This window comes from Mesorhizobium sp. P2_F7 (genome assembly GCF_056403695.1).
Genome location: NZ_JBFUFA010000016.1, coordinates 88,781 through 112,617, shown reverse-complemented (window position 1 = coordinate 112,617; position 23,837 = coordinate 88,781). Strand labels below are relative to the sequence as shown.

The window sequence follows — 23,837 nt, the reverse complement described above, 5'->3', positions numbered from 1 at the left end:
GAAGGAACGCTAGCTCGACTGCGCCTAAGCCGCCGCGCYCCCCTGCCCGTTGAGCTCCCTGAACCACCCCAGCCCTTGTTCAGTCCCCGCCTTCGGCTTGTATTCCGCGCCGACCCAGCCGGAATAACCAATCCGGTCGATGTGCTCGTAGAGGAAGGGATAATTGATCTCGCCCGTCCCCGGCTCGTGACGGCCGGGATTGTCCGCAAGCTGGATATGCGCGATGCGGCCAAGGTTTGCCTCGATGGTACGGGCGAGATCCCCCTCCATGATCTGCATGTGATAGATGTCATATTGCAGGAACAGGTTCTTCGAGCCGACGCGGTCGATCAGCGCCAGCGCCTGGTCGGAGTAATTCAGGAAGAAGCCGGGAATGTCGCGCGTGTTGATCGGCTCGATCAGCAGCCGAATGCCGGCCTGCTCCAGTTTCTCCGCTGCGAACGCCAGGTTCTCGGCAAAGGTGATTTCCAGCACAGTGCGATCCACGCCTTGCGGGGCGATGCCGGCGAGACAATTGACCTGTTCGCAGCCGAGCGCGTGGGCGTAGGAGATCGCCTTGGCGATGCCTTGCCGGAACTCCGGCACGCGATCGGGCAGCACGGCAATGCCTCGCTCGCCCTTGCCCCAGTCGCCGACCGGCAGGTTGAACAGCACCTGTGTCAGGCCATTCTTCTTCAGCCGCGCGGCAACCACCTCCGGCGCATGGTCATAGGGCCCGATATATTCGACGCCCTTGAAGCCGGCCCGGGCGGCCGCGTCAAAACGATCGAGAAACTCATGCTCGCCAAAGAGCATCGACACATTGGCTGAAAACCGCGGCATTCTTTTTCTCCTTCTCTCCGCCAGGCCTAGTCGAGCATCACGATGGCCGTCGGCGCATCCTCGTGGCTTTCGGCAAGGTCCTCGAATTCGGTGATCTTGTCGATTTCCGTGCCCATGGAAATGTTGGTGACGCGTTCGAGGATGAATTCGAGCACCACCGGCACCTGATGTTCCTTCATCAGCCGCTGCGCTTCCTTGAACGCGCCGGCGAACTCTTCCGGCTTGCGCACCCGCACCGCCTTGCAGCCCATGGCTTCGGCGACCGCGACATGGTCGACGCCGTAGCCGGCCTCCGGATCGTTGGCCCGGTTGACGTTCTCGAAGGCCAGGCTGACCTCGAAATCCATGGAAAAACCGCGCTGCGCCTGACGGATCAGGCCGAGATAGGCGTTGTTCACGACGACATGGATGTAAGGCAATTTGTGCTGCGCCCCGGCCGCCAGTTCCTCGATCATGAACTGAAAATCGTAGTCGCCCGACAGCGCCACGATGGTGCGGTCCGGGTCGGCGGCGCGCACGCCAAGGGCTGCCGGCAGCGTCCAGCCAAGCGGGCCAGCCTGGCCGCAATTGATCCAGTTGCGCGGCTTGTAGACATGCAGGAACTGCGCCCCGGCGATCTGCGACAGGCCGATCGTGGTGACATAGGTGGTGTCGCGGCCGAACGCCTTGTTCATCTCCTCATAGACGCGCTGCGGCTTCAACGGCACCTGCTCGAAATGCGTCTTGCGCTTCATCGTCTTCTTGCGGCCCTGGCATTCCTTGGCCCAACCCGACCAGTCGCGCAGCTTTCCCGCCGTCTTCCATTCGGTGGCGACGTCGAGCAGCATCTTCAGTGCGGCACCGGCATCCGAGACGACACCGAGATCCGGCGCGAAGACACGGCCGATCTGCGTCGGCTCGATGTCGACATGGATGAATTTTTTCCCCTTGGTGTAGACATCGACCGAACCGGTGTGGCGGTTGGCCCAGCGATTGCCGATGCCGAACACGAAATCGGCCTCCAGCATGGTCGCATTGCCGTAGCGGTGCGAGGTCTGCAGCCCGCACATGCCGGCCATCAGCCGGTGGTCGTCGGGGATCGCGCCCCAGCCCATCAGCGTCGGGATGACCGGCACGCCGGTGATCTCGGCGAATTCGATCAACAGGTCTGACGCATCGGCATTGATGATGCCGCCGCCGGCAACGATCAGCGGCTTGTCCGCCGCGTTGAGCATCGCCAGCGCCTTTTCGGCCTGGGTGCGCGACATGGCCGGCTTGAACGGGACGAGTGTCTCATAGGCGTCGATGTCGAATTCGATCTCGGCCAGTTGCACGTCGACCGGCAGGTCGATCAGCACCGGACCCGGCCGCGACGAGCGCATCAAATGAAACGCCTTCTGCAGCGCCATCGGCACCAGATAGGGCTCCATGACGGTAACCGCCCATTTGGCGACGGGTGCCGCAATGGCGGCGATGTCGACCGCCTGGAAATCCTCCTTGTTCAGCCGCGCGCGTGGCGCCTGCCCCGTGATGCACAAGATCGGAATGGAATCCGCCGCCGCCGAATAGAGCCCGGTGATCATATCAGTGCCCGCCGGGCCCGATGTGCCGATGCACAGCCCGATATTGCCGGCCTTGGCCCGCGTATACCCTTCGGCCATATGCGACGCCGCCTCGACATGGCGCGCCAGTATGTGGCGGATCGAGCCCCGCGCCTTCAGCGCCGAATAGAACGGATTGATCGCCGCGCCCGGCACGCCGAAGCCGCAGGAAATGCCTTCCTTTTCGAGAACGAGAACCGCTGCATCGACAGCGCGCATCCTGGCCATGTTCAGCCTCCGCAAGATTGTTGGTTGGCTGACAATGCCAGCGGGCGAACGATTTTTCAATTTTTTCAGAATAATTTTTCATTTCTAGAAAACAGCCCCTACTGACTGATTTCGCTTGATTTTTCGTTTTCCATGAATCCAGCTCGAAAAATCAGTGAAAAACTTTTTCATTGTTTTTTTGGAGAAATCGGCGACAATGCCGCCATGGAAACCAATGAAAAACGCCAGCGCGGCCGTCCCCGCGCTTTCAATGGGCCGGCCGAGGCCGGTTCGGTGCAGTCGCTCGACCGCGCCTTGCGCATCCTGGCCATTGTCGCCGAGGGCAGCGGCCTGTCATTGAGCGAGATATCGGCACAAAGCGGCCTTGCCGCCTCCACCGCCTACCGCATGCTGACGACGCTGCAGAACCACGGCATGGTCGAGTTCGATACATCGGACCAGCTGTGGTCGATCGGCGTCGAGACCTACCGCATGGGTGCGGCCTTCCTGCGCCGCCGCAAGCTGGTCGATCGCGCTCGTGTCGTGATGCAGGAATTGATGGAGAAGACCGGCGAAACGGCCAATCTCGGTGTCGCCGAGGACGATTGCGTCGTTTTCGTCAGCCAGGTCGAGACGCATCAGGCGATCCGCGCCTTCTTCCGCCCGGGCACGCGCAGCTCCTTCCATGCCTCGGGCATCGGCAAGGCGGTGCTGGCGCAGCTTGAGCCGGAACGGGTCGCTGCCATCCTGCGCAAATCGGGCCTGCAGCGCTTCACCGACAAGACGCTGTCCGACATTTCGGCGCTCGCCCACGACCTGGCTGTCATCAAGCACCGTGGCTGGTCGGTCGACGACGAAGAACGCCATCCCGGCATGCGTTGCGTGGCCGCCGCCATCTTCAACGAATTCGGCGAGCCGATCGGCGGCGTTTCGGTGTCCGGCCCGACGGTGCGGGTGACGCCGGAGCGGCTGGACGAGATCGGGCCGCTGGTGCGTGATGCCGCAGCCGAAGTGACCAAGATGATCGGCGGACATAAGTCAGGCTGATCGGCCGAATTTCAGGCTGCGAGCGACACGAGAAATCGGTTCTCGGTTCTCGCTGTCATGCGCCCGGCACCGCGCTCCGCACCGAAATCTCGAAGAAATCGAGCAGGATCGCCCCGCCGACGCCGCAGGCGGTGAAGATGAGACCGGTGATGAAGATGCGGTTGGCGCGCTCAAAAATGCGTCGTTGCAGCGACGCGATGTCGAGCAATATGGCAAGCGCCCGCATCTGCAAGGCGATGCCGATCAGGATCGGCACGACCGCGACCAGGTGGTAGGCCCGCCATGGAATGGGATTGGCGGCCCAGTGGGTGATGAAACCCAGCGAAAAGGCGAGCAGGAGCCCGACCGTGGTGACGGTGCCGTTGCGAAAAGCCGTTTCGACCAAATCTTCCTTCGGGTCCTGCTCGTCCAAGCCACCCTCCCCTCGATTGGCGCTCGGGTGGCAGACTAGACTTTCGCAAAATCGCTGTACATCGCCGGTCACATGGACGTTGCCCGTCTTGCCGCGGCTTTCGCAGGCATGCAAAAGGGCGAGCATGCAGAAAACGGTCCAGCTTTTGCTCTTCGCTTCGCTCTGCGGTTGCGTGGCGACGACACCGCCGCCACCTGAACCCGCCACGAGCCAGCGCGCCGATCCGATTGCGGTCTCGCTCGCCCTGGAGGAGACCATCACCATTGGCGTGCGCCAGCACTTGAAAAACCCGGTCACCGCGAGGTTCGGACCCATACTCGCCGGCGAGCGCACGGTGAACGGCCGCAAAGAGATTGTGGTATGCGGCTCTGTCGATGACAGGAACGCTGCCGGCCGCTCTGCCGACTATGAGCCTTTCCTCGGCAAGATCTATCCGGATGCCGACGACAGCTTCGAACTCGCCGCAATGGGCAACACGCAGCAGGGCGCGATTGCGGACGCCTGCCGCGCGGCAGGGTTGCCGATCGACACGCAAAAATCCTAGCGCGAACAATGAAAAAGGGGCTTTGGAGCCCCTTCTTCATTGCCCGAAACCGACCTGTTAGAGGCGGCAGTAGTGGCGGTAGCCGTCATAGCCGACATAGGTGTCGGAGTACGGATCGTAGCTGGCGTAGCGGTTGGCGCAGCGGCGGACGTGCCAGGAGCCACCTTCGTCGTCGACATAGACGGTGTGCGGCTGCTGGCTGAGCAGGCTGCCGAGCACGAAGCCACCAACGCCGGCGGCGATGCCGATGCCGATTTCACGGTTGTGGTGATGGCTGTGGGCGGCCGAAGGCTGCACGGTGCCGGCCAGCGAAGCGGCGGCGACGGTGGAGGCGATGAGGGCAGAAGCGATTTTGCGCGTGAACATGATGATCTCCTTGTTTCGTTGCTAGAGGCGATCCATCCGCCTCTTGATCATCTGTCGTTGCGGTGAGGAAAAAGGTTCGACGGGTTTTTTGATTTTTTTCTCGAGCCCGGCAAAAACCTGCTGCGGCAAGGATCTCGTCGCCGGTGGATCTTCGCCACAGCGAAAGGTTCGAGGGTTTTGCGATTAGTGAGTAGTGAGTTGTGAGTTGGTTGGACCACTCACTACTGACTATTCCCTACTCACTCTCTGTCACCCCATCCCCGTGACATGCCGCAGCCAGAACGCCATCGCGATGAAACCGACGATGGTGGCGATGCCGGTCCAGTCGATGTTAGCGCTCTTCACGTCCTTGATGAGCTTGACCACGAGAAACCAGGCGATGACGACGAGCGGGAGAATGATGACAAGTCTGATCATGCGAGCCCCCTAACCAGGCGATTGCACCTGGAAGATATGTAGGAAAGGACTTGGCGGTTTTCAGCATGGCGGCGCCAGCCGGCCCGGCGGGTCCATTAGCAATCGAAAACGGACTTTTGTCTTTACTGGCGCGGCAAATATGCTAACCGGAGCGCCGTGCCCTTGTAGCTCAGCTGGTAGAGCAGCGGTTTTGTAAACCGAAGGTCGGCGGTTCGATTCCGTCCGGGGGCACCAGCCTTCACTCTTCGAGCTTCGCGTGGCAGGCCACCCAAAGCTCGTTAGACGAAGGAGTGTCCTCCGAAGCCGGCGGCTGGCACCACCGACATCCGGCTCAAGTCGCAACCGTCGGACCTTCTAGGAGAACGTCGCAGCCTGAATGGCTGCCGTATCGCCACTGAACGTGTTTCTCACTCTGACCGACCTGTAGACATAAGCGGCCCAAAGCCCCGTGGTGGTGACGGCAATTAGGGCCGATATCAATGTATCCACGTCCAGGAGCCGGCTTATCGGGATGCCGAGTATTCTTGATATCCAAACGGTGTGCAGGATGAACAAGAGAGGAATCGCAAACCATTGGCATATGAACAGTTTGGGGAAGTGGCGGCTTCGCCGCAGCATCGAAACGAGCACGACCAGCTGAAGCACCAGAAAAACCAGATTGAGGGTCACCTCACCATACACCGCCAAAGGCCCGTTAGGCAGTGTGATGAGCTGCTGGTAGTCTTTGACCGATCTGGCCAAGTCCACAAGTGTACGCAACGGCGACAATGACTGACCGATCGCCAGCAGCACCAGCCAACCGCCAAATCCCTCAAGGTATGTCGGAGGTCGTGAGCGTTTGCGTGCCGAGCGGACTGCGAAGAAAAGAGGCATGCCAATCAACAGCAGCAGTATTGCCCAATGCCACATTCGCCCCCCCAATCACGCAACCTTGCATTGCGTATAGTGCACCCTGTGATTGTATCAGGTTTCGTTTGCAACTCAAGAGGTTCGAGCAGCTTCGGATGAAAATCGCGCCGCCGGCTTTTGCTTGGCTAAGCCGCCCTCATCCCAACTCGAAATGCCGCGGGAACGCCTGGTGTAGCAGGAGCAGCATGGTCTTGCGCAGCACGTCGGTGTCGCGGCTGGACGGGTTGAGATGATCCCAATACCAGGAGCCATGCACCAGATAATTCAGGCTCTCTGACAGCGTGCCTATGTCGACGCCGGTGTAGCCGCCGTCACGGGCGATTTCTATCAGCAACTCGCGCGCTTCGGCGGTGTAGGCGAGATCGCTGGGCAGGCCGATTTCATTGTGGATCTGCATGCTCTTGCGGTCGAGAACACGACGAACACCGAGACGCCTGCCGGCGACCTGAAGAATACCCTCAGCCACGATATCGACGGGCAGCTGCAGTTCTATCGGCGTGGGGCGTCAGGCTTCCGCAGCTTTGCACTGTCCATCAGAGCCCATCGCGCCAATCTCCCTTGCAACTCGAGCAACACTTTCCTGCAGACCGCCTTCTTCCGACGTATCGATGCTTATTACGAACCTGCCGCTGCCGAGAAGGATACTTTTTACGTGGTCGATTATTGGGATCGATTGCAGGTTGGTTCTGCAATCCGCCTCGAACATGCGCTCCAGATAGGTCTGCCGAAGAAGCCGAGCACTCAGGCGCTGTGACAGCAATGGCTCGGCCGCGCTGGTAGCTATGGCAAGATGCGATGGCGGGATCAGTTCCAAAGCAGATTTAAGTTTCTCTACGTCCGAAACGCCGCTGAACAGGCCTAATGAAGAGACAAGCTGGATAAAACCTTGGTCGAAGATCACAATCTGACGCGCGTCGTACGCTTGATGCCAAACGTGGGAGAGAGCCATGAGATACTGACTGAACCTGATCAGCCAGATCGGATTTCTCGGCGCCAGAATCCTTATCAGCTTGCCGGTCAGTCGGAACCCTTCGGCGTTGTCGATAGGGCGACAAGCAAAGGCGGCAGTCCTGATCGTTGATATGGCAATACGGTGCAGTGCATAGCGGAACCCACTAGGGTCTAGCGGTGAGCGATGGACACCGGGTTCATATGAAAGCATTACTTTGGCGACGTAGCCTTGTACTTGCAGATGACGTTGAAGCGCATGCGCGAAAGTGGTCTTACCTGAGCCGGCCGGGCCAAATAGCTCGATGATCACTTTTTGGCCCCCGAAGGCGCTTGAAATTGGCAACCACTGTAAACCAGGAGCCCTTCCTGAACGATCGGAACGGCAATAACGGCATTCACGCAAGCGTCTGCGTTGTGGGTTCTTTTTATCCTCCAAAGCGGCCGCCAAGAAAGCGTTCGTTGCCCGTCTAGGCCCAATGCGTGTGCGAGTCAGACTTTGGTCCCTCAAGGGAGTGCGGGACGAAGAAATGGGATGGGGATATAATGGCCCAGCTGCAGACCGCCACCGTTCAGTCGGTGCATTGCGGGGGGAGTGGCACCATGCCCATTTCAGAAAAAATGATGGACGAGTACTTAAAATTTGAATGCCCCAACTGTTCCCATGTAATCGTGAAAAGGGGCTCGTGGGTGAAGGTTATATCTGCCTTCAAATGCGCTCACTGCGACCAGAGGATCAGGATCGGTTATATGACCAAGCTCGCGCTTTTCGATCAAAAAATGCAGAGCATGCGCCTATCATAACCCAACGTGTCTCTGAGCGAGGGAACCTTCCCGCTAAAGGCCAGCGAGCCAAAAAGCGTAAAGCGGACTAACGTATCAGTCGTCACCCTCGTGACCGCCGCTGTCGCCGCCCCCGCTATCGCCACCAGCATGATCGCCGCTCTCGTGATCGCCGCTGTCGCTGCCGCCGCTATTGCCGCCAGTATGGTCGCCGCTCTCATGATCGCTGCTGTCGCCGCTATCATCGTCGGCATCGTCACCCTGGTCGCCATCATGCGGACCGGCGTCGACGCCACCGTCACCCTGGTCGCCCTGCTCGACGCCATCGCCTTTCTGCTCACCGGCTCTGTCGTCGCTTTCCACGGCACTATCATCGTTCTGGTCGCCGGCGGTGGCATCCTCGCTGTCATCGTTTGGTATGGTGGCGGTCACTGGAGCGCCGTGATCGGAGACCTGGCTTGCAAACGATTTCGCTGTCATGAAAACGCCCAGCAAACCGATCGAGGTCACCACCAGCAGAGGGAACTTTTTCATCGCTGTCTCCGATTTCAGCGCCAGCCACCGTGACCGACGCCGACTTTATCATCTGGCGAAATTTCAGCCCCCTTAAATGCAAAGCGATAATTTTAGCGATTGCTAATTTTCATGAGGGCGAGCGCTCGGGCGCCTCGAAATAGCAAATGGCGAGGGTACGTTTGAGCTCATGCTTGATGCGCTGAACGTCCTGACCGGAAAACCTAACGCATCAACTCAAAGTGCCGCGGAAATGCCTGGTGCAACAGCAGCAGCATCGTTTTGCGCAGCACGTCTGTGTCGCGGCTGGACGGGTTGAGATGATCCCAATACCAGGCGCCGTGAACCAGATAGTTCAGGCTCTCTGACAGCGTGTCTATGTCGACGCCGGTATAGCCACCTTCACGCGCGATTTCGATCAGCAGATCGCGCGCTTCGGCGGTGTAGGCGAGATCGCTGGGCAGGCCGATTTCATTGTAGATCTGCATGCTCTTGCGGTCGCTGGAGAACACGACGAAGACTGAGACCCATTTCGGATGCAGACGGGCAAAGCGCTGCGCGCAATCGACCGCGCCCAAGGCCCGTTCCACCGGCGACAGGCCGGGCGCCCGCACCAAGGTGATCCACAGCGCGTCATATTGATCGCTGAGATACTGCAGAACGGCCCGGAACAAATTCTCTTTGCTGCGAAAATGAAAGACCACCAGCGCGTTGGACGAGCCAACATGCTCGGCAATGCGCTGCATGGTGACGCTGGCCAGGCCCTCCTCCGCGATGAGCTCGATGGTGGCATCGATGATGCGCTGGATGCTCGCTTCGCCGCGCTCGCGCCGGCGGTCCTTGGGCGCGGCGTCGTTCGCTGCGCCCTTGGTCGCCTTGCTTTTTCCCGCCTCGGCGGTGGCTTTGCGTTGCGCCATTGTCGTCAGGCCTTTCCCCGGCGAAAACATCCCGCCGCTGCTTTGGCACGCCGGCGCCTTCGCGGACTCACAGCGACGGGCGTGTCCCGGCTTTCATGTACCATTGACCCTGAGCCGTCTCATAGGCCATCGCCGCCCGGAAAACATCGGCGTCGCTATAGGTGCGGCCGACAATCTGGATGCCTGTCGGCACACCATTGGCGGCGCGGCCCGACGGCACCGACAGAACCGGGCAGCGGCTCAGCATGTTGAACGGCGTGGTCATCACCCAGCCCAGCGACGGATTCACCTCCCTGCCGTTGATCTCGACCTTGCCTTTGGTCTGATCGAATTCCGCCGGCACCGCGGGAAGCGCATTGGTCGGACAGATCAGCACATCGTATTTTTCCAGCAACGGCCCCAGCGTCTGGTACATCCGGGCCGCCACCTCCAGGGTCGCGACAAAATCCGTCGCCTTCGACTTCTGCCCGTCCTGCGCGAACTGCCTGGCATAGCTGGTCATGTCCTTGCCGTGCTTGGCGAGCAGGGGCACCAGCGAGGCGCCGAAGAGATGTTCGAGGTAAGCCATGCCGGCCTTCAGCACCTCATCACCCCAGCCGAGGTCGACCTCCTCGACGGTGGCGCCGAGCGAACGAAACACATCGCAGGCGGCAAGCGTGTTCTTGCGCACGTCGGGGTCGATCTCAAAGGACCCGAGATCCATCGAGAAGGCGATCTTCCAGCCCTTGATCGGCTTGTAGTCGCTGGGCAGGCGCAGTTTCGGGCGCAACGTGGCGATGTCGAGCGGGCTCGGCCCGGCCATCACGTTCTGCAGCAGGATCGCATCGCCGACATTTCGGGCGAGCGGCCCGGTGTGGCAATAGAAGTCGAGATTGAAGGGCGGCTCGTCGGGGTTGCGGCCGTAAGGCGGCTTGAAGCCGATCAGGCCGCAGGCCGAGGCCGGAATGCGGATCGACCCGGCAATGTCCGACCCGGTGGCGATCGATGATGTGCCGGAAGCCAGCGTTGCCGCCGAACCGCCCGACGACCCGCCCGGTGTAAAATCGGGATTCCACGGGTTGCGCGTCACCCCCCAACGCTTCGACCAGGTATAGCCGGCGCAGCTGAATTCGGGCGTCGCCGTGCGGGCATGCACGATGCCGCCAGCCTTCATGACACGCTCGTTCATCGTCGATGTATGGCCGCCAATGGCATCCTTCGACAGCAGCGAGCCATGCGATGTCGGCTTGCCCTTGATGTAGCTCTCGTCCTTGATGCCGATCGGCAGGCCCTCGAGCGCACCGGTCCTGGAGCCCTTGGCGTATTTCGCCTCGGCTTTTCTGGCGAGCGCCATCGCCTCGTCGAAATGCTCGAAAGTGAAGCAGTTGATCGTTGCTTTCGTCGCCTCGGCGCGGCGGATGGTGGCCTGCATCAGGTCGACAGGCGAAAGCTTCTTCGCCTTGAACAGCCGCAACGCCTCGCTGGCCGGCATGTAGCAAAGGTCGAGATCGGACATCAAAATCTCCCGCGGCCGCGCTGGACCGCATCTGGCATGAGGGATGGCCGGGCCGCCGTGAGCGGCCCGAAGGATGTTGGCAAGTTCGGCTGGCGGCGCTGCTATTTCTGCAGGTCGGTCCAGATCCTGGTGTAGAGCGCCTGGATGTCGGCGGGGCAGGTCGGCATGAACTGGCCTTTGTCGGCAAATTCGGCCGGAACGTCCACTTCGGGCGCTCCCTTCATGTCGTCCGGCAGGAACGGCTCGGAGCCCTTGATGCCGTTGGCGTAGTGCGCGAACGCCGAGATCAGCGCGGCGTTCTTCGGGTCCATGATGAAATTCTGGAAAAGCTTGGCGTTCTCGACATTCTTGGCGTCCTTGAGCACCGCGACATTGTCCATCCAGATCGGAAAGCCCTCTTTGGGATAGCCGTAGACGATCTTGTCGTTCTCAAGCCGCTCGCGCAGCGATATGCCGTTCCAGTTGACGCCAGCGGCAATGTCGCCTCGGCCCAGGCCATCGACGGCCGCGTAATCGAGCGACAGCCATTTGCCCTTGGCCTCGACCAGCTTGTCATGCACCTTCTTCAGCAGCACCTTGTCGTCGGTGCAATACTTGCCGCCCTCATAGGCAATGGTGAGGAACATGATGTCCCCCATTTCGGGCACGACATTGATCTTGCCAACGAGTTCCGGCGGCGGATCGAGGAAAATCGCCGAGGTGTTAGGGTCGCCCGCATAGACCGATTTGTTGACCGAGATGCCGGTCGTGCCCCATTGCCACGGCACGGAGTATTTGCGGCCGGGATCGAACGGAACATCGACCCATCTCGGATCGACATTTTTAAAGTTTTCCATCGTGTTGGGATCGGTCTCCAACAGCAAGCCTTCGCTGATCCAGATCGGCATCACGCTGGCCGAGGGCACGACGATATCGTAGCCGGAGGCGCCCTGGCGGACCTTGGCCAAGGCGGTGTCGTTGGAGTCGTAGTCGGTGACGGTGACCTTGATCTTGTAGGTGTCCTCGAACTTCTTGATCAACTCCGGACTGGTGTAGTTGCCCCAATTGTAGATCTGGAGTTCGCCATCGGCCTGGGCAATGCCGGTCATGGCCAGCAGCGACAGGCCGAGCGCCGTCGCGGTGGATTTCAGGTGCATGCTTATTCTCCCATTGTTGAGGCCGGCTGCGTAGTCGCCGCTGGCCCGTCTGTTCCCTTCGTCCTGGTGGCCATTCACCGATCTATCCCGGCTGACCAACTCGGTATGCCTCACGGTATTAATTACTAAACATACAGTCAATATCTTTTTGCCGGCATGGCGACGGTATCGGCCAGACGTCGACGACGCTGGTCGGTGCCGTCAAACCTACAGATTGTCAGGCAGTGGGTGATGAATTGCAGCCGCGCCGTCGGCGGATCGGCTGCGGCTTCAGCCTACAAAGCGTTTTGCGGGCATGGCATGCCGGCGTCGCCGCAGCGTGAGGCCGTCGGCCTCGGCCTTGAACTCATGTCCTCGGACTGTCGCACAAGTTCGGCGAAGAGAAGCGCGAAACTTCCCATCACGAGGAAGACGATAATCAGGCGTGTCACCGGCAATAGACAGGTCTCAACTGGCTAGCCCCCCAGCCACCCATCATCTGCCGGCTAACATGATCGATGGGGCTTTACGAGTGTTTAAGCTCGCTCTTAACCATCACATTCGCCGCTCCGGCGACATGAAGCGCGAGCCACCGATTTTCGTTCCGGCACGGCCGCAGTGGCACCGGACGCTGCCTCCCTTTGCAGACGCGCTTGCCCATGCTACCCCACGCAACCGCCGCCGACCGCCATCGGGAAGTCATGAGCACAGCCAGTCTCGCCTTCGTCTCGTCCGACACCGCCGATGCCAAGGCGGCCATGGAAAGCCTGTCGGCCCGCTATGGCCAGGCCCCGTTCGAGGACGCCGAGGTGGTGGTGGCGCTCGGTGGCGACGGCTTCCTGCTGCAGACCCTTCGCGACACGATGAGCACGGGAAAGAAGGTCTACGGCATGAACCGTGGCACCATCGGCTTCCTGATGAACGAATACCGCGTCGGCGGTCTCACCGAACGCATCGCGGCCGCCGTCGCCGAAACGATCCGGCCGCTGGAGATGCTGGCGGTGACGCATGAGGGCGAGACGGTTTCGGCACTTGCCATCAACGAAGTGGCGCTGTGGCGCCAATCCTACCAGACGGCAAAGATCCGCATCACCGTCGATGAACAGGTCCGCATCGAGGAACTCAACTGCGACGGCGTGATGATCGCGACACCGGCCGGCTCCACCGCCTACAATCTGTCCGCGCACGGGCCGATCCTGCCGCTCGACGCGCCGCTGCTCGCGCTGACCCCGGTCAGCCCGTTCCGCCCGCGCCGCTGGCGAGGTGCCCTGTTGTCCAACAAGGCGACCGTTCGCTTCGATATTCTGGAGCCGGAGAAGCGCCCGGTGAACGCCGCCGCCGACCACACCGAGGTCAAGGCGGTGGCGTCCGTGACGGTCCGGGAATCGCTGAGCGCGACGGCGACGCTGCTGTTTGACCCCAACCATTCGTGGAACGAACGCATTCTCGCCGAGCAGTTTCGCTATTGAGCCGGCGCAAAAAAAGACTACCTGATTAAGCATCGCGATTAAGCTTACGTTTTCACAATCGTGCCAATCCCGCCCGTTTCTGTTGACAAATCGTGGGCTTGCGCCTAATCGCAATACCAATCTTGCAGGCACGCTGTGCTTGCCGCGACGGATGCCGTTGCGCTTCCCCGAACCAGCCAAAGACAACAACACTTGTCCTCAGACACCACGACCGCTCCAGAAGCGTTGACCTTTTCAGACCTTGGCCTGTCGCCGAAGGTCCTTTCCGCAGTCACCGATGCCGGCTACACGCAGCCGACGCCGATCCAGGCCGGCGCCATCCCGCATGCGCTGCTCGGAAAGGATATTCTGGGCATCGCCCAGACCGGCACGGGCAAAACCGCCTCCTTCGTGCTGCCAATGCTGACCCGCCTCGAAAAAGGCCGGGCCCGCGCCCGCATGCCGCGCACGCTGATCCTCGAACCGACGCGCGAGCTTGCCGCGCAGGTCGAAGAGAATTTCGTGCGCTACGGCAAGAACCACAAGCTCAACATCGCGCTTCTGATCGGCGGCGTCTCTTTCGACGAGCAGGACAAGAAGCTGGAGCGCGGCGCCGACGTGCTGATCGCCACGCCCGGCCGCCTGCTCGACCACCGCGAGCGCGGCAAGCTCTTGCTCAACGGCGTCGAGATCCTCGTCATCGACGAAGCCGACCGCATGCTCGACATGGGCTTCATCCCCGACATCGAGCGCATTTGCGAGATGATCCCGTTCACCAGGCAGACGCTGTTCTTCTCGGCGACGATGCCGCCGGAGATCACCAAGCTCACCGAAAAATTCCTGCACGCGCCTATCCGCGTCGAGGTCTCCAAGGCAGCATCCGCTGCCACCAATATCGTCCAGCGGCTGGTCAAGTCGGGCCCAAAGCCCTGGGACAAGCGCGAGACGCTGCGCAATCTGATGAAGGCCGAAGACGCCGAGCTGAAGAACGCCATCATCTTCTGCAACCGCAAGGTCGAGGTCTCGGAACTGTTCCGCTCGCTGTTGAAGTATGATTTCGACGCCGGCGCCCTGCATGGCGATATGGATCAGCGCGCCCGCATGCAGATGCTGGCCAATTTCCGCGACGGCAAGCTGCGCTATCTCGTGGCGTCCGATGTTGCCGCGCGTGGCCTCGACATCCCCGATGTCAGCCACGTCTTCAACTACGATGTGCCGATCCACGCCGAGGACTATGTCCACCGCATTGGCCGCACCGGCCGTGCCGGACGCTCGGGCAAATCCTTCACCATCGCCACCAAGTCGGACACCAAATACATCGACGCCATCGAGCGGCTGATCGGGAACAAGATCGAGTGGCATGACGGCGACCTGTCGACGGTGGTCGCCAGCGAAGGCGGCGAGGACGAAGCGCCGCGCCGTGGCCGTGGCGCCCCGCGCCGCGCCGGCCGCAAGGACGAGGACCGCAAAGATCGCGGCGAGCGCAAGCCACGCGAGCGCCACGCCAAGCCTAGCGAAGTCGCCCCGGCGGATGCCGCACGCGAGGAACAGCCGGTCGTGGCTGAGGCGGCGGTCGCCGACATCGGCGAACGGCGTCAGCGCAAGGAAGCGATCCGCTCCGAAAACAGCGAACGCAAGGTTTCCGATCGCAACAACGAGAACCGAGCTCCCGAACGCGGCGACACCAGGCCGCAGCGTGCCAACAACAGCCGCCCTGCCCGCAACAACCGCGGCGGCGAAGACAATGACGGCACAGTCGGCTTCGGCGATGACATGCCGGCCTTCATGAAGATCGTCGCCAAGGTCTGATTTCCGGTTTCGGTCTCGCGAGGCAAGCCGATCACCCGGCTTGCCCGTCGCGATCATTGTTGTCCCGTCACATCGGCCCGGGCATCATCTTGGTCGGTTTTTCCAGCATCGGAAACTCGGCCTTGCTGCATTTCACCTTCGGGTTCGTCGGGCTGAACATGCCGTTCGGATTGTCCCTGAACAGCCAGGCATGAAGGTCGTAGTGGACGAACTCCTTCGGAATGAGCGGATAGTGCCCTTCCATCGGTCCCATGAATTTCTGGCCGAATAGCTTAGGAGCTTCCTTGACGTCCGGCGTCAGCGGCACCAGCCATTCCACGCCAACCAACTTCAAGCCTTTTTTGGTCGGCTCGTAGATCAAGACATTGGGTTTCATCGGGTCGAGTTTCTGGCCGACGCTGGGAACATTGACGAAATGGATGCCCATGGCGCCCTTTGGATAATCCATCGTGCCGGGTATCTTTTCGCCGTTGAAGTAGACGCAACCTTCGGTCGACAGATAAAGATCGCGGATGGCGGCCGTGTAGTCCTCATATTTGGTGAGCGATTTCTTCAAGGCTTCGATGTCGGCCTTGTTGGCGTCCTCGGCTCGAGCCGTGGCGGCCGCGCACCAAGCAGAGACCAGACCTGTCAAAACGAGGGCGCCGCAACGCCCGAACCGAGCTGTTCTTGTCATGCAGTCCTCCCAGATTTCGTTATCTGGCCGCGCAAGACCGGGGCGAAAGAAGAATGATGATCGCGCGGCCATTTGTACCGCCCCATCCCCTCTGGAACAGCGCCGATGCTAGTCCTTTCCAAGGTCTGCGGGAAGAAAATATTAGAAAAATCTAATGCTTTAGATCGTTTGGCGAACCCGAGCGCCAAAATGAAACGGCCCCTTGCGGGGCCGCCTTCGCATGTCGATGCCGACCTGATCAGGTGAGCGGCGAAAGCTGGATCTCGACGCGCCGGTTCTGCGCGCGGCCGGCCGAGGTCGCGTTGGAGGCGATCGGGCGGGTCTTGCCGAAGCCGGTGACGGCGAAGCGGCGCGAATCGACGCCCTGTCCCGACAGGTAGTTGGCGACCGCCAATGCACGGCGCTGCGACAGATCGAAATTGTGCTCGTCGCCACCGGTCGAATCGGTGTGGCCGAACACGTCGACCGTGGTCTGGCGGAACTTGTTCAGCACCAGCGCCACCGAATTCAGCACCTGGTAGAAGCCGGGCTTCACTGCATCCTGGTCGACGTTGAAGGTGATATCGGACGGCATGTTGAGGATGATCTGGTCGCCGGTGCGGGTGACGCTGACGCCGGTGCCCTGCAGCTGGCGGCGCAATTCAGCCTCGTTCTGGTCCATCGTGGCGCCAATGGCGCCGCCGGCCAGCGCGCCGATACCCGCGCCGATCAACGCGTTGCGGCGGTCATTTCCGCCGGCAAGCAGGCCGAGGCCCGCACCCGCCAGTGCGCCAAGGCCGGCGCCGGCCGCGGTGTTGGAAATCTTCTGATCGCCGGTATATGGATCAGTGGTCGTGCAGGCACTCACCAGCACAGCCGTCGCAACGGCGACGAGCACAGTCTTTTTCATGAGATAACGTCCCTCTCCAAACCGCGGCCTTTGCGGCCCGCGCATATCAGCCCTTCCACGGGTCTTGTACCATGAAATACGGCGAAAAGCGGAACGGCGAAAGCGGCTTTTCCCCGCTTGCGCCACTCTTCTGGCGTCGGCCTACCAGAGGTTCTTGCCGTCGATGACGACCACCTCGACCTTGTCGAGGTCGAAATCGTCGAACAGCCGCGAATTGACTGAAATCTTGGGGTTGTCGAAGTCCGGTTCGCCGGTCGACCAGTCCGGCGTTTCGGTGAAGGTGCCGCAGCCGCAAATGGCGCAAAATCCGTGTTTGACGGTCTTCGATCCCCATTGATAGACGGAGACGTTCTTGGCCGGGCTGGTGAGCTTGAATTGCGACGGAACGTAGTAGGCCCACAGCGAACCGCGCTTGGAGCAGAACGAGCAGGTGCATTGCGTTACTGTCTCGGGCGCCTGCGAAACCTCGAATGTCGTCGCCTTGCAGTGACAGCTCGCCTTGATGATCATGAAGCTTCCTCTCCGTTGCCCGCCCTATGCGGCAAAGGCAACATAAAGGAAGCCTCCTGACAACTGTCTGTCAGCAATAGCGGCTGGAACGCTGCCTTGCCGTCAATAGGAACGCGGCGGCACGAACAGGCAGATCGTCTTGCCGGCGTCGAGACCGGCCTGGTGCGCACACCAGTGGAAATCGCCGTCCGGGCTATCCTTGACCCGCTTGTCGCTCATCGGAACGACCTCCCCCGTTCCGGCGATGACATAGCCCTCGGGCTTTTCCAGCACCTCGCCCGTATGGGTGGTGCGGCAGTCATAGTTGGCGCAGCAGGCGAAGGGATAACTCCAGCCTTGCGGTTTCGCCGCCGTCGGCTTGGCGTCATGCGCGAAGGCGGGTGCGGTCAGCACCGCGATCGCGCCGATCATGAACAGGGAAAACAGAAGTCGGCCAGCCGGTTGAACGGCTCTGGCCGATCGGACGATGGCAGCAGACATGGAAACGTTCCTTTCAAGCGAGCATCAAGCATTTGCTTGCCCGTTCTTGGAACGTGTCTTCCCAGTGGCCGAATCGTCAGCTCGCAGATATGCCGCGTCCGGCCATAAATGCTTTTTCACCCCTCAGCCCGAGATGCTGGGCTGATTCCTTGGTCGGCGCAAGAAGTGCATAGGTCCTACAGTGCCGCACCCCGCGCGCCGACATCTGCCGTCGAAAAGGGTGCGCCGGCTTGGTTAACGAATGGTTAACGAGGTAAACCCAAGAGGCGTTAGCCGTCGGAGGCGTGCCCTTCATACTGCGGCAGGTCGTCGGCGATGGTGAACCACGGCGCCTTGGAGCCGACGAAAATATGCGCGGTCGGCCGGATCGTCGGATCGTCGACCAGCGTGCCCATGGCGACATGGACATAGGCGCCGTCGCGGACCAGCGAATACAGCAACGAGCCGCAGCGGCTGCAATGCGCATCGTGGCCGCTGTCGTCGCCGAAATGGATGAGGCCGTGATGCCCCTCGGCAAGGGCGAACTTGCCGCGCTCGATGCCGGCGAACGGCTTGAAGGCCGAACCTGTGGTGCGCCGGCAATTCGAGCAATGGCAGTTGGCGGCATAGACGAATTCGTCCGCCACCTCATACTTGACCGCGCCGCAAAAGCATTTGCCGGTGAGCTTGCGTGTCATCGGCTCCTCCTTTGCCCGATGCCTGAGGATATGGACGTATCCTAGTCCAGGTCCGCCACAGCTTCGCCCGCGCCGCCCTCGATGCGCTGCGACAGCGAGGCTTCCATGAAGTCGTCGAGATCGCCGTCGAGCACGCTCGACGGGCTGGTGCTCTCGACGCCGGTGCGCAGGTCCTTCACCAGCTGGTAGGGCTGCAGCACATAGGAGCGGATCTGGTGGCCCCAGCCAATGTCGCTCTTCGACGCCTCGGTGGCGTTGGCAATGGCCTCGCGCTTCTTCAGCTCTTCCTCGTAGAGGCGCGAGCGCAGCATTTCCCAGGCCTTCGCCTTGTTCTTGTGCTGCGAGCGTTCGGCCTGGCAGGCGACCGCAATGCCCGTCGCAATATGGGTGATGCGGACCGCCGAATCCGTCGTGTTGACGTGCTGGCCGCCCGAGCCGGACGAGCGGTACGTGTCGATGCGCACGTCGGATTCAGAGACGTCTATCTCGATCCTGTCATCGACGACCGGATAGACCCAGATGCTGGAGAAGGACGTATGGCGGCGCGCATTGCTGTCATAGGGCGAAATGCGCACCAGGCGGTGGACGCCCGATTCTGTCTTCAGCCAGCCATAGGCGTTGTGGCCCTTGATCAAGAGCGTAGCGGACTTGATGCCGGCCTCTTCGCCATCATGGACTTCCAGCACCTCGACCTTGAAGCGCCGCCGTTCGGCCCAGCGCGTATACATGCGCAACAGCATCGAGGCCCAGTCCTGGCTCTCGGTGCCGCCGGCGCCGGCGTGGACTTCAAGATAGGTGTCGTTGGCGTCGGCTTCACCCGACAGCAGCGTCTCGACCTGGCGGGCCTTGGCCTCGCCCTGCATCGAGCGGATGGCGGCTTCGGCCTCGGCGACGACCCCCTCGTCGCCCTCTTCCTCGCCAAGCTCGATCAGGCCGATATTGTCTTCCAGCGCCTGGGTCAGGCCCTTGACCGCCGCGATGCCTTCTTCGAGGCCCTGGCGTTCACGCATCAGCTTTTGCGCTTCCAGCGGTTCGTTCCAGAGGCTGGCGTCCTCGGCCCGCACATTCAGGTATTCAAGCCGCTTTATGGCCTGATCCCAGTCAAAGATGCCTCCTCAGCAGGGTTATCGCCTGCCTGATCTCGTCGACAATATTCTGCGTTTCCGCGCGCATGGCTGGTTGTTCTGTCCTGTTTTTGAAGTGGCGCTTGGGTCGGCGCGATACATAGGCACGGCATTGCTGCCTGTAAAGCGAAATGGGCCGGCTCAATAAGCCAGCCCACTCAACATAAGAAATCAGATGTCAGTAAAGCCCACCGCCGGGCGCCTGGATGGCTTCCGTAGCCTGCGGCGACAGCGGTCCGCCGGCGCCATTGGAACCGTCGGCGCCCATGCCGATCACCCAATAGCTGTCGGCGGGGCCGGTGCCCGGCTTGAAGGCTTCGATGATGGTGCCGGGATCGCCCGACGCGGCACGCATGCCGGTCTTGCGGTTGATGGCGACCAGGTTCATGCCTTCCGGCACCTTGAAGTCGACATTGGGCGTGCCGTCCAGCGCCACACGCATGAAGTCCTTGAAGATAGGCGCCGCCAGGCCACCACCGGTCGCGCCCTTGCCAAGCCCTTTCGGCGTGTCGTAGCCCATATAGAGGCCGACGACGAGGTTCGGCGTATAGCCGATGAACCAGGCGTCCTTCTCATCATTGGTCGTGCCGGTCTTGCCGGCAATGTGGCGGCCAAGTTCGGCGATCGTGGCGCCGGTGCCGCGCTGGACGACGCCTTCCATCATCGAGGTGATCTGGTAGGCGGTCATCGGGTCGAGCACCTGCTCGGAATTGTCGACCAGTTCCGGTTCGGGCTGGTTGTTCCATTCGGCCGCGTTGCAGCCTTCGCAGCCGCGCTCGTCCTGCTTGAACACCGTTTTGCCGTAACGGTCCTGGATGCGGTCGATGAGCGACGGTTTGATCGACTTGCCGCCATTGGCCATGATCGAATAGGCCGACACCATGCGCATCACGGTCGTCTCGCCGGAGCCCAGCGCCATCGGCAGATACGGCGCCAGATGGTCATAGACACCGAAACGCTCGGCATATTCGACCACCAGCTTCATGCCCATGTCGTTGGCGAGCCGCACCGTCATAAGATTGCGCGACTTTTCAATGCCGGAGCGCAAGGTCGCGGGGCCGGCGACCGTGCCGTCATAGTTCTTCGGCGTCCAGGTCGTGTTGCCGCTCTGGATGGTGATCGGCCCGTCCATGATCACCGAGGCCGGCGTATAGCCATTGTCGAGCGCTGCCGAATAGACGATCGGCTTGAACGACGACCCGGGCTGCCGCATCGCCTGCGTGGCGCGGTTGAATTCCGATTGCGCATAGGAGAAGCCGCCGACCATGGCCAGCACGCGGCCGGTATGCGGATCCATGGCGATCAGGCCGCCCTCCACTTCCGGCACCTGGCGCAGCGTGTAAGCGCCTTCGGAACCTTCGTTCTTCTGCACGAAGATGACGTCGCCCGGCTGCAGCACGTCTGCCGGCGACTTGGCCTTGACCGTCTTGCCATCGACCACATGGCGCATGGCAAAGCTCATGTCTTCCTTGCTGACGGTGCCTTCGACGCGTTCCTTGGCGATTTCGCCTGAAATCTGCCGCGTCGGCTGCAGGCCGATGGAAAGGCCGGTCTCCGAGCTATCGAGCACGACGGCAAGCGACCATTCCGGCACGTCTTCCAGCCCCTTGACGGCGCCCAGCGCCACGCCCCAGTCACCGGAAGCGTCGATATGCGTCACCGGTCCGCGATAGCCGCGCAGCGTGTCGTATTTGAGCAAGCCGTTCTGCATCGACTTGCGGGCGATGAGCTGGATCTTCGGATCGAGCGTCGTGCGCACCGACAGGCCGCCCTCATAGAGCGCGTTCTCGCCATAGCGGGAGATGATCTGGCGGCGCACTTCCTCGGTGAAATACTCGCCCGCAAACAGATAGGAGCCGTTGCGGCGCGGCGTCACGCCGAGCGGCTCGGCCTTGGCCTTGTCGCCTTCCTCGCGCGTCACGTAGCCATTCTCGACCATCTGGTCGATGACCCAGTTGCGGCGCTCGATGGCGCGGTCGGCATGCTTGAAGGGATGGTAGTTGTTGGGACCCTTCGGCAGCGATGCCAGATAGGCGGCTTCCGCGACGGTGAGTTCGTTGACCGACTTGTCGAAATAAGTCAGCGCCGCGCCCGCGACGCCATAGGCGCCGAAGCCGAAGAAGATTTCGTTGAGGTAGAGCTCGAGGATGCGGTCCTTCGAATAGGCCTGCTCGATGCGGAAGGCCAGGATCATCTCCTTGATCTTGCGCTCGTAGGTCTGGTCGGACGTCAGCAGGAAGTTTTTCGCCACCTGCTGGGTGATGGTCGAGGCGCCGACCTGGCGCCTGCCCGAACCCAGATTCTGCAGGTTGACGTAGATGGCGCGACCAAGCCCGGTGATGTCGATGCCGGGGTGGTTGTAGAAATTCTTGTCTTCGGCCGACAGGAACGCCGCCTTGACGCGGTCCGGAACCGCCTGGATCGGCAAATAGAGGCGCCGTTCGCGCGCATATTCGGCCATCAGCGACCCGTCCGAAGCATGGATGCGCGTGGTCACCGGCGGCTCGTACTTGGCCAGCACTTCGTAGTCGGGCAGGTCCTTCGACAGATGGCTGATGTATATCGCCACGCCGGCGGCGACCAGAAGCGCCAGCGTCGTGCCGATACCAAAGAAATAGCCGATGAGACGAATCATGCCCGCTCCAGTCCGAGGTTCGGGAATTTCCTAGACGAAGCCGCCTTTCGCGCAAGCCTTCGCAACGGTCCCGATCCGTGATGGAAAACCCTTGTCGCCACCATGTGGACAAAATACGGCAGCGCCCGATTTCGGCATCCCCTACGGGAAATAAAAAGCACCTGGTGTTGTCGTCGTGCAACGCTGCCTCTGGTTGTGGGCGGCGGCGGCCATCTCAGCCCCCGGTTCCCGTTCCCATCTTGGCGGAGGCAAACAAAGCGACTGCGTTGGTGATGCTCTGCGCCGCCTTGCCGCGCCAGTCGGCGTCGAGCAGCTGCGCTTCGTCCTTGGCGTTGGAGAGATAGCCGAGTTCGACCAGCACTGAGGGTACATCGGGCGCCTTCAGCACCTTGAAGCCGGCCGAGCGCTGCGGATTGTTGATCAGGCCGACGCTGGTGGACAACTGGCCTACGAGCGTGTGGGCAAAGCTCATCGAGAAATTATGCGTTTCGCGGCGGATCAAGTCGATCAGTATGTCGGTGACTTCCTTGTTGTCGTCCTTGATCACCATGCCGGCGAACTGGTCGGAAAGGTTTTCGCGATCGGCCAGCGCCTGCGCTTCCGGGTCGGATGCCTTGTCGGAGACGGTGTAGACGGTGGCGCCCCTGATACCCTTGACACTGATCGTGTCGGCATGAATCGAGATCAAAAGGTCCGCCTCGTGCTGGCGGGCGATGCGCACGCGGTCGTCGAGGCGAAGGAACTCGTCGGTCTCCCGCGTCATGAACACGTCGTAGTTGCCGACGGCCGCAAGCTTGGCGCGCAATTCGGTGGCGAAGGCCAGCGTGACATTCTTCTCGATCGTGCCGTTGAGGCCTTCGGCGCCGCCGTCGATGCCGCCATGGCCCGGATCGATGACGACGGTGAAGCGATGACCCGGATTGGAGATCGGCCCCGTGCCGACCCTGGCGCCCTTGTCGGTGGAGACCGTCGAGCCGGTGGTCAGCGCCTGGTTGGCAAGGGCCTCATCGAATTCGCGGTCGGAGGCCGCCGACATGTCGATGGCGATGCGGTAGCCGGTTCCGTCATCATTCTTGAGCACGTCGAGCTTGTCGACCGAGAACGGCCCCTTGCCGGTCAGGATCAGCCGCGATCCCTCGCCCTGATCGCCATAACGGACCGCTTTGACCAGGCCGCGCGCCTTGGCGTCCTTCGCGCTGATGGCGAATCGTGTGCGCGGCAGGTCGACGACCAGCCGGTTGGGGCCGCGCAGCAGGAACCATTTGATATCGGGTTCGCGGTCGAAATCGATCACGATGCGCATCTTGGTGGCGTCGCCCGCCATCTTGTAGGCGGTGGCGCCGAGCGGCGCATCGGCCGCGCGTGAAAACGGCGCAAAACCGAGGCAAAGCGCCAGCAGCAAAAGCACACCGGCAGCGCGCAGCAAAAGGCCTGCACGGCCATGGCCCTTGTCTGTGGTGCCCGCCAGTCCCATCTCTTTGTAGTCGCTCCCGGTTTGGCGCCTTGCGCCCGCG

24 protein-coding genes and 1 tRNA gene are annotated in these 23,837 nt (G+C 61.4%); 5 read left to right on the top strand and 20 right to left on the bottom strand.

Annotated features, from left to right (window positions below; genetic code table 11):
* Positions 1–24: 24 nt before the first annotated feature.
* The gene (gene hyi / locus AC1DZ8_RS30785) at positions 25–822 is read right to left on the bottom strand and encodes a hydroxypyruvate isomerase (RefSeq protein ID WP_477402178.1); all 798 of its coding nucleotides are present in this window, start codon (positions 820–822) and stop codon (positions 25–27) included.
* Positions 823–848: 26 nt separating this feature from the next.
* A complete protein-coding gene (gene gcl, locus AC1DZ8_RS30780; RefSeq protein WP_477310156.1) occupies positions 849–2,630 on the bottom strand; it encodes a glyoxylate carboligase in 1,782 nt (593 codons plus the stop codon).
* Positions 2,631–2,834: 204 nt separating this feature from the next.
* Between gcl and bhcR the strand changes: the two genes are divergently transcribed.
* Positions 2,835–3,656 carry an HTH-type transcriptional regulator BhcR gene (gene bhcR / locus AC1DZ8_RS30775; RefSeq protein ID WP_477310154.1) on the top strand — a complete coding sequence of 274 codons (822 nt, stop codon included), beginning with the start codon at positions 2,835–2,837 and terminating at the stop codon, positions 3,654–3,656.
* A 55-nt stretch (positions 3,657–3,711) separates the two neighbouring features.
* On the opposite strand, the gene AC1DZ8_RS30770 is transcribed toward bhcR, so the two are convergent.
* Entirely contained in the window at positions 3,712–4,068 is a 357-nt protein-coding gene (locus tag AC1DZ8_RS30770) for a hypothetical protein (RefSeq protein WP_477310152.1), read from the bottom strand.
* A 124-nt stretch (positions 4,069–4,192) separates the two neighbouring features.
* On the opposite strand from AC1DZ8_RS30770, the gene AC1DZ8_RS30765 reads away from it, so the two are divergent.
* Positions 4,193–4,612 (top strand): hypothetical protein, encoded by a 420-nt coding sequence (locus AC1DZ8_RS30765; RefSeq protein WP_477310150.1) that lies wholly within the window; start codon positions 4,193–4,195, stop codon positions 4,610–4,612.
* A gap of 57 nt (positions 4,613–4,669) precedes the next feature.
* Here the strand turns inward: AC1DZ8_RS30765 and AC1DZ8_RS30760 are convergent, their stop codons facing one another.
* Positions 4,670–4,978, bottom strand: coding sequence for a BA14K family protein (locus tag AC1DZ8_RS30760; RefSeq protein ID WP_477310148.1), 309 nt, complete (start codon positions 4,976–4,978; stop codon positions 4,670–4,672).
* Positions 4,979–5,227: 249 nt separating this feature from the next.
* Positions 5,228–5,395, bottom strand: coding sequence for a hypothetical protein (locus AC1DZ8_RS30755; RefSeq protein ID WP_142864872.1), 168 nt, complete (start codon positions 5,393–5,395; stop codon positions 5,228–5,230).
* 158 nt (positions 5,396–5,553) lie between these two features.
* Between AC1DZ8_RS30755 and AC1DZ8_RS30750 the strand changes: the two genes are divergently transcribed.
* Positions 5,554–5,629 (top strand) — tRNA-Thr (locus AC1DZ8_RS30750).
* A 120-nt stretch (positions 5,630–5,749) separates the two neighbouring features.
* Here AC1DZ8_RS30750 and AC1DZ8_RS30745 read toward each other — a convergent pair.
* The 7 genes from AC1DZ8_RS30745 to AC1DZ8_RS30715 form a co-directional block, all read right to left on the bottom strand.
* Positions 5,750–6,304, bottom strand: coding sequence for a DUF2569 family protein (locus AC1DZ8_RS30745; protein WP_477310146.1), 555 nt, complete (start codon positions 6,302–6,304; stop codon positions 5,750–5,752).
* A gap of 136 nt (positions 6,305–6,440) precedes the next feature.
* Complete coding sequence (locus AC1DZ8_RS30740; protein WP_477310144.1) at positions 6,441–6,770, bottom strand: hypothetical protein; 330 nt, start codon at positions 6,768–6,770, stop codon at positions 6,441–6,443.
* Between the two features lie 39 nt (positions 6,771–6,809).
* On the bottom strand, positions 6,810–7,565 hold the full coding sequence (locus AC1DZ8_RS30735) for a hypothetical protein (protein ID WP_477402174.1): 756 nt from the start codon (positions 7,563–7,565) through the stop codon (positions 6,810–6,812).
* 566 nt (positions 7,566–8,131) lie between these two features.
* Positions 8,132–8,569, bottom strand: a complete 438-nt coding sequence (locus tag AC1DZ8_RS30730; protein ID WP_477310140.1) for a hypothetical protein — start codon at positions 8,567–8,569, stop codon at positions 8,132–8,134.
* Between the two features lie 203 nt (positions 8,570–8,772).
* Complete coding sequence (locus tag AC1DZ8_RS30725) at positions 8,773–9,465, bottom strand: TetR/AcrR family transcriptional regulator (protein ID WP_477310138.1); 693 nt, start codon at positions 9,463–9,465, stop codon at positions 8,773–8,775.
* Positions 9,466–9,532: 67 nt separating this feature from the next.
* Positions 9,533–10,960 (bottom strand): amidase, encoded by a 1,428-nt coding sequence (locus AC1DZ8_RS30720; RefSeq protein WP_477310136.1) that lies wholly within the window; start codon positions 10,958–10,960, stop codon positions 9,533–9,535.
* A gap of 101 nt (positions 10,961–11,061) precedes the next feature.
* Positions 11,062–12,096 carry an extracellular solute-binding protein gene (locus tag AC1DZ8_RS30715; RefSeq protein WP_477310134.1) on the bottom strand — a complete coding sequence of 345 codons (1,035 nt, stop codon included), beginning with the start codon at positions 12,094–12,096 and terminating at the stop codon, positions 11,062–11,064.
* A 680-nt stretch (positions 12,097–12,776) separates the two neighbouring features.
* Here AC1DZ8_RS30715 and AC1DZ8_RS30710 point away from each other — a divergent pair.
* Positions 12,777–13,544: an NAD kinase gene (locus AC1DZ8_RS30710; protein ID WP_477310894.1), complete on the top strand. Its 768-nt coding sequence runs from the start codon at positions 12,777–12,779 to the stop codon at positions 13,542–13,544.
* 192 nt (positions 13,545–13,736) lie between these two features.
* Entirely contained in the window at positions 13,737–15,332 is a 1,596-nt protein-coding gene (locus tag AC1DZ8_RS30705; RefSeq protein WP_477310892.1) for a DEAD/DEAH box helicase, read from the top strand.
* Positions 15,333–15,399: 67 nt separating this feature from the next.
* Here AC1DZ8_RS30705 and AC1DZ8_RS30700 read toward each other — a convergent pair whose 3' ends face one another.
* From AC1DZ8_RS30700 to AC1DZ8_RS30665, 8 genes are all read right to left on the bottom strand, one after another.
* Complete coding sequence (locus AC1DZ8_RS30700) at positions 15,400–16,008, bottom strand: hypothetical protein (RefSeq protein ID WP_477310890.1); 609 nt, start codon at positions 16,006–16,008, stop codon at positions 15,400–15,402.
* A 238-nt stretch (positions 16,009–16,246) separates the two neighbouring features.
* On the bottom strand, positions 16,247–16,897 hold the full coding sequence (locus AC1DZ8_RS30695; protein ID WP_477281424.1) for a YiaD family glycine zipper/OmpA-like lipoprotein: 651 nt from the start codon (positions 16,895–16,897) through the stop codon (positions 16,247–16,249).
* A gap of 141 nt (positions 16,898–17,038) precedes the next feature.
* Positions 17,039–17,407, bottom strand: a complete 369-nt coding sequence (locus AC1DZ8_RS30690; protein WP_477310888.1) for a GFA family protein — start codon at positions 17,405–17,407, stop codon at positions 17,039–17,041.
* A gap of 102 nt (positions 17,408–17,509) precedes the next feature.
* Entirely contained in the window at positions 17,510–17,887 is a 378-nt protein-coding gene (locus AC1DZ8_RS30685; protein ID WP_477310886.1) for a hypothetical protein, read from the bottom strand.
* A gap of 269 nt (positions 17,888–18,156) precedes the next feature.
* A complete protein-coding gene (locus AC1DZ8_RS30680; protein ID WP_477310884.1) occupies positions 18,157–18,564 on the bottom strand; it encodes a GFA family protein in 408 nt (135 codons plus the stop codon).
* 41 nt (positions 18,565–18,605) lie between these two features.
* A protein-coding gene (prfB, locus tag AC1DZ8_RS30675) for a peptide chain release factor 2 (RefSeq protein WP_477310882.1) occupies positions 18,606–19,737 on the bottom strand; the annotation gives its coding sequence in 2 pieces (ribosomal slippage) (positions 18,606–19,670 and positions 19,672–19,737; 1,131 coding nt in all).
* A gap of 129 nt (positions 19,738–19,866) precedes the next feature.
* Positions 19,867–22,323, bottom strand: a complete 2,457-nt coding sequence (locus AC1DZ8_RS30670; protein WP_477310880.1) for a penicillin-binding protein 1A — start codon at positions 22,321–22,323, stop codon at positions 19,867–19,869.
* A gap of 214 nt (positions 22,324–22,537) precedes the next feature.
* Positions 22,538–23,797 (bottom strand): N-acetylmuramoyl-L-alanine amidase, encoded by a 1,260-nt coding sequence (locus AC1DZ8_RS30665; RefSeq protein ID WP_477402169.1) that lies wholly within the window; start codon positions 23,795–23,797, stop codon positions 22,538–22,540.
* Positions 23,798–23,837: the final 40 nt, after the last annotated feature.

Excerpts from the sequence above, each read along its gene's own strand:
- AC1DZ8_RS30760 (WP_477310148.1), bottom strand. The coding sequence starts at position 4,978 with ATGTTCACGCGCAAAATCGCTTCTGCCCTCATCGCCTCCACCGTCGCC.
- AC1DZ8_RS30680 (WP_477310884.1), bottom strand. The coding sequence starts at position 18,564 with ATGACACGCAAGCTCACCGGCAAATGCTTTTGCGGCGCGGTCAAGTAT.
- AC1DZ8_RS30715 (WP_477310134.1), bottom strand. The coding sequence starts at position 12,096 with ATGCACCTGAAATCCACCGCGACGGCGCTCGGCCTGTCGCTGCTGGCC.
- gcl (WP_477310156.1), bottom strand. The coding sequence starts at position 2,630 with ATGGCCAGGATGCGCGCTGTCGATGCAGCGGTTCTCGTTCTCGAAAAG.
- AC1DZ8_RS30730 (WP_477310140.1), bottom strand. The coding sequence starts at position 8,569 with ATGAAAAAGTTCCCTCTGCTGGTGGTGACCTCGATCGGTTTGCTGGGC.
- AC1DZ8_RS30685 (WP_477310886.1), bottom strand. The coding sequence starts at position 17,887 with ATGTCTGCTGCCATCGTCCGATCGGCCAGAGCCGTTCAACCGGCTGGC.
- AC1DZ8_RS30665 (WP_477402169.1), bottom strand. The coding sequence starts at position 23,797 with ATGGGACTGGCGGGCACCACAGACAAGGGCCATGGCCGTGCAGGCCTT.
- AC1DZ8_RS30670 (WP_477310880.1), bottom strand. The coding sequence starts at position 22,323 with ATGATTCGTCTCATCGGCTATTTCTTTGGTATCGGCACGACGCTGGCG.
- AC1DZ8_RS30765 (WP_477310150.1), top strand. The coding sequence starts at position 4,193 with ATGCAGAAAACGGTCCAGCTTTTGCTCTTCGCTTCGCTCTGCGGTTGC.
- AC1DZ8_RS30710 (WP_477310894.1), top strand. The coding sequence starts at position 12,777 with ATGAGCACAGCCAGTCTCGCCTTCGTCTCGTCCGACACCGCCGATGCC.
- AC1DZ8_RS30720 (WP_477310136.1), bottom strand. The coding sequence starts at position 10,960 with ATGTCCGATCTCGACCTTTGCTACATGCCGGCCAGCGAGGCGTTGCGG.
- bhcR (WP_477310154.1), top strand. The coding sequence starts at position 2,835 with ATGGAAACCAATGAAAAACGCCAGCGCGGCCGTCCCCGCGCTTTCAAT.
- AC1DZ8_RS30755 (WP_142864872.1), bottom strand. The coding sequence starts at position 5,395 with ATGATCAGACTTGTCATCATTCTCCCGCTCGTCGTCATCGCCTGGTTT.
- AC1DZ8_RS30695 (WP_477281424.1), bottom strand. The coding sequence starts at position 16,897 with ATGAAAAAGACTGTGCTCGTCGCCGTTGCGACGGCTGTGCTGGTGAGT.
- AC1DZ8_RS30725 (WP_477310138.1), bottom strand. The coding sequence starts at position 9,465 with ATGGCGCAACGCAAAGCCACCGCCGAGGCGGGAAAAAGCAAGGCGACC.
- AC1DZ8_RS30690 (WP_477310888.1), bottom strand. The coding sequence starts at position 17,407 with ATGATCATCAAGGCGAGCTGTCACTGCAAGGCGACGACATTCGAGGTT.
- AC1DZ8_RS30745 (WP_477310146.1), bottom strand. The coding sequence starts at position 6,304 with ATGTGGCATTGGGCAATACTGCTGCTGTTGATTGGCATGCCTCTTTTC.
- AC1DZ8_RS30700 (WP_477310890.1), bottom strand. The coding sequence starts at position 16,008 with ATGACAAGAACAGCTCGGTTCGGGCGTTGCGGCGCCCTCGTTTTGACA.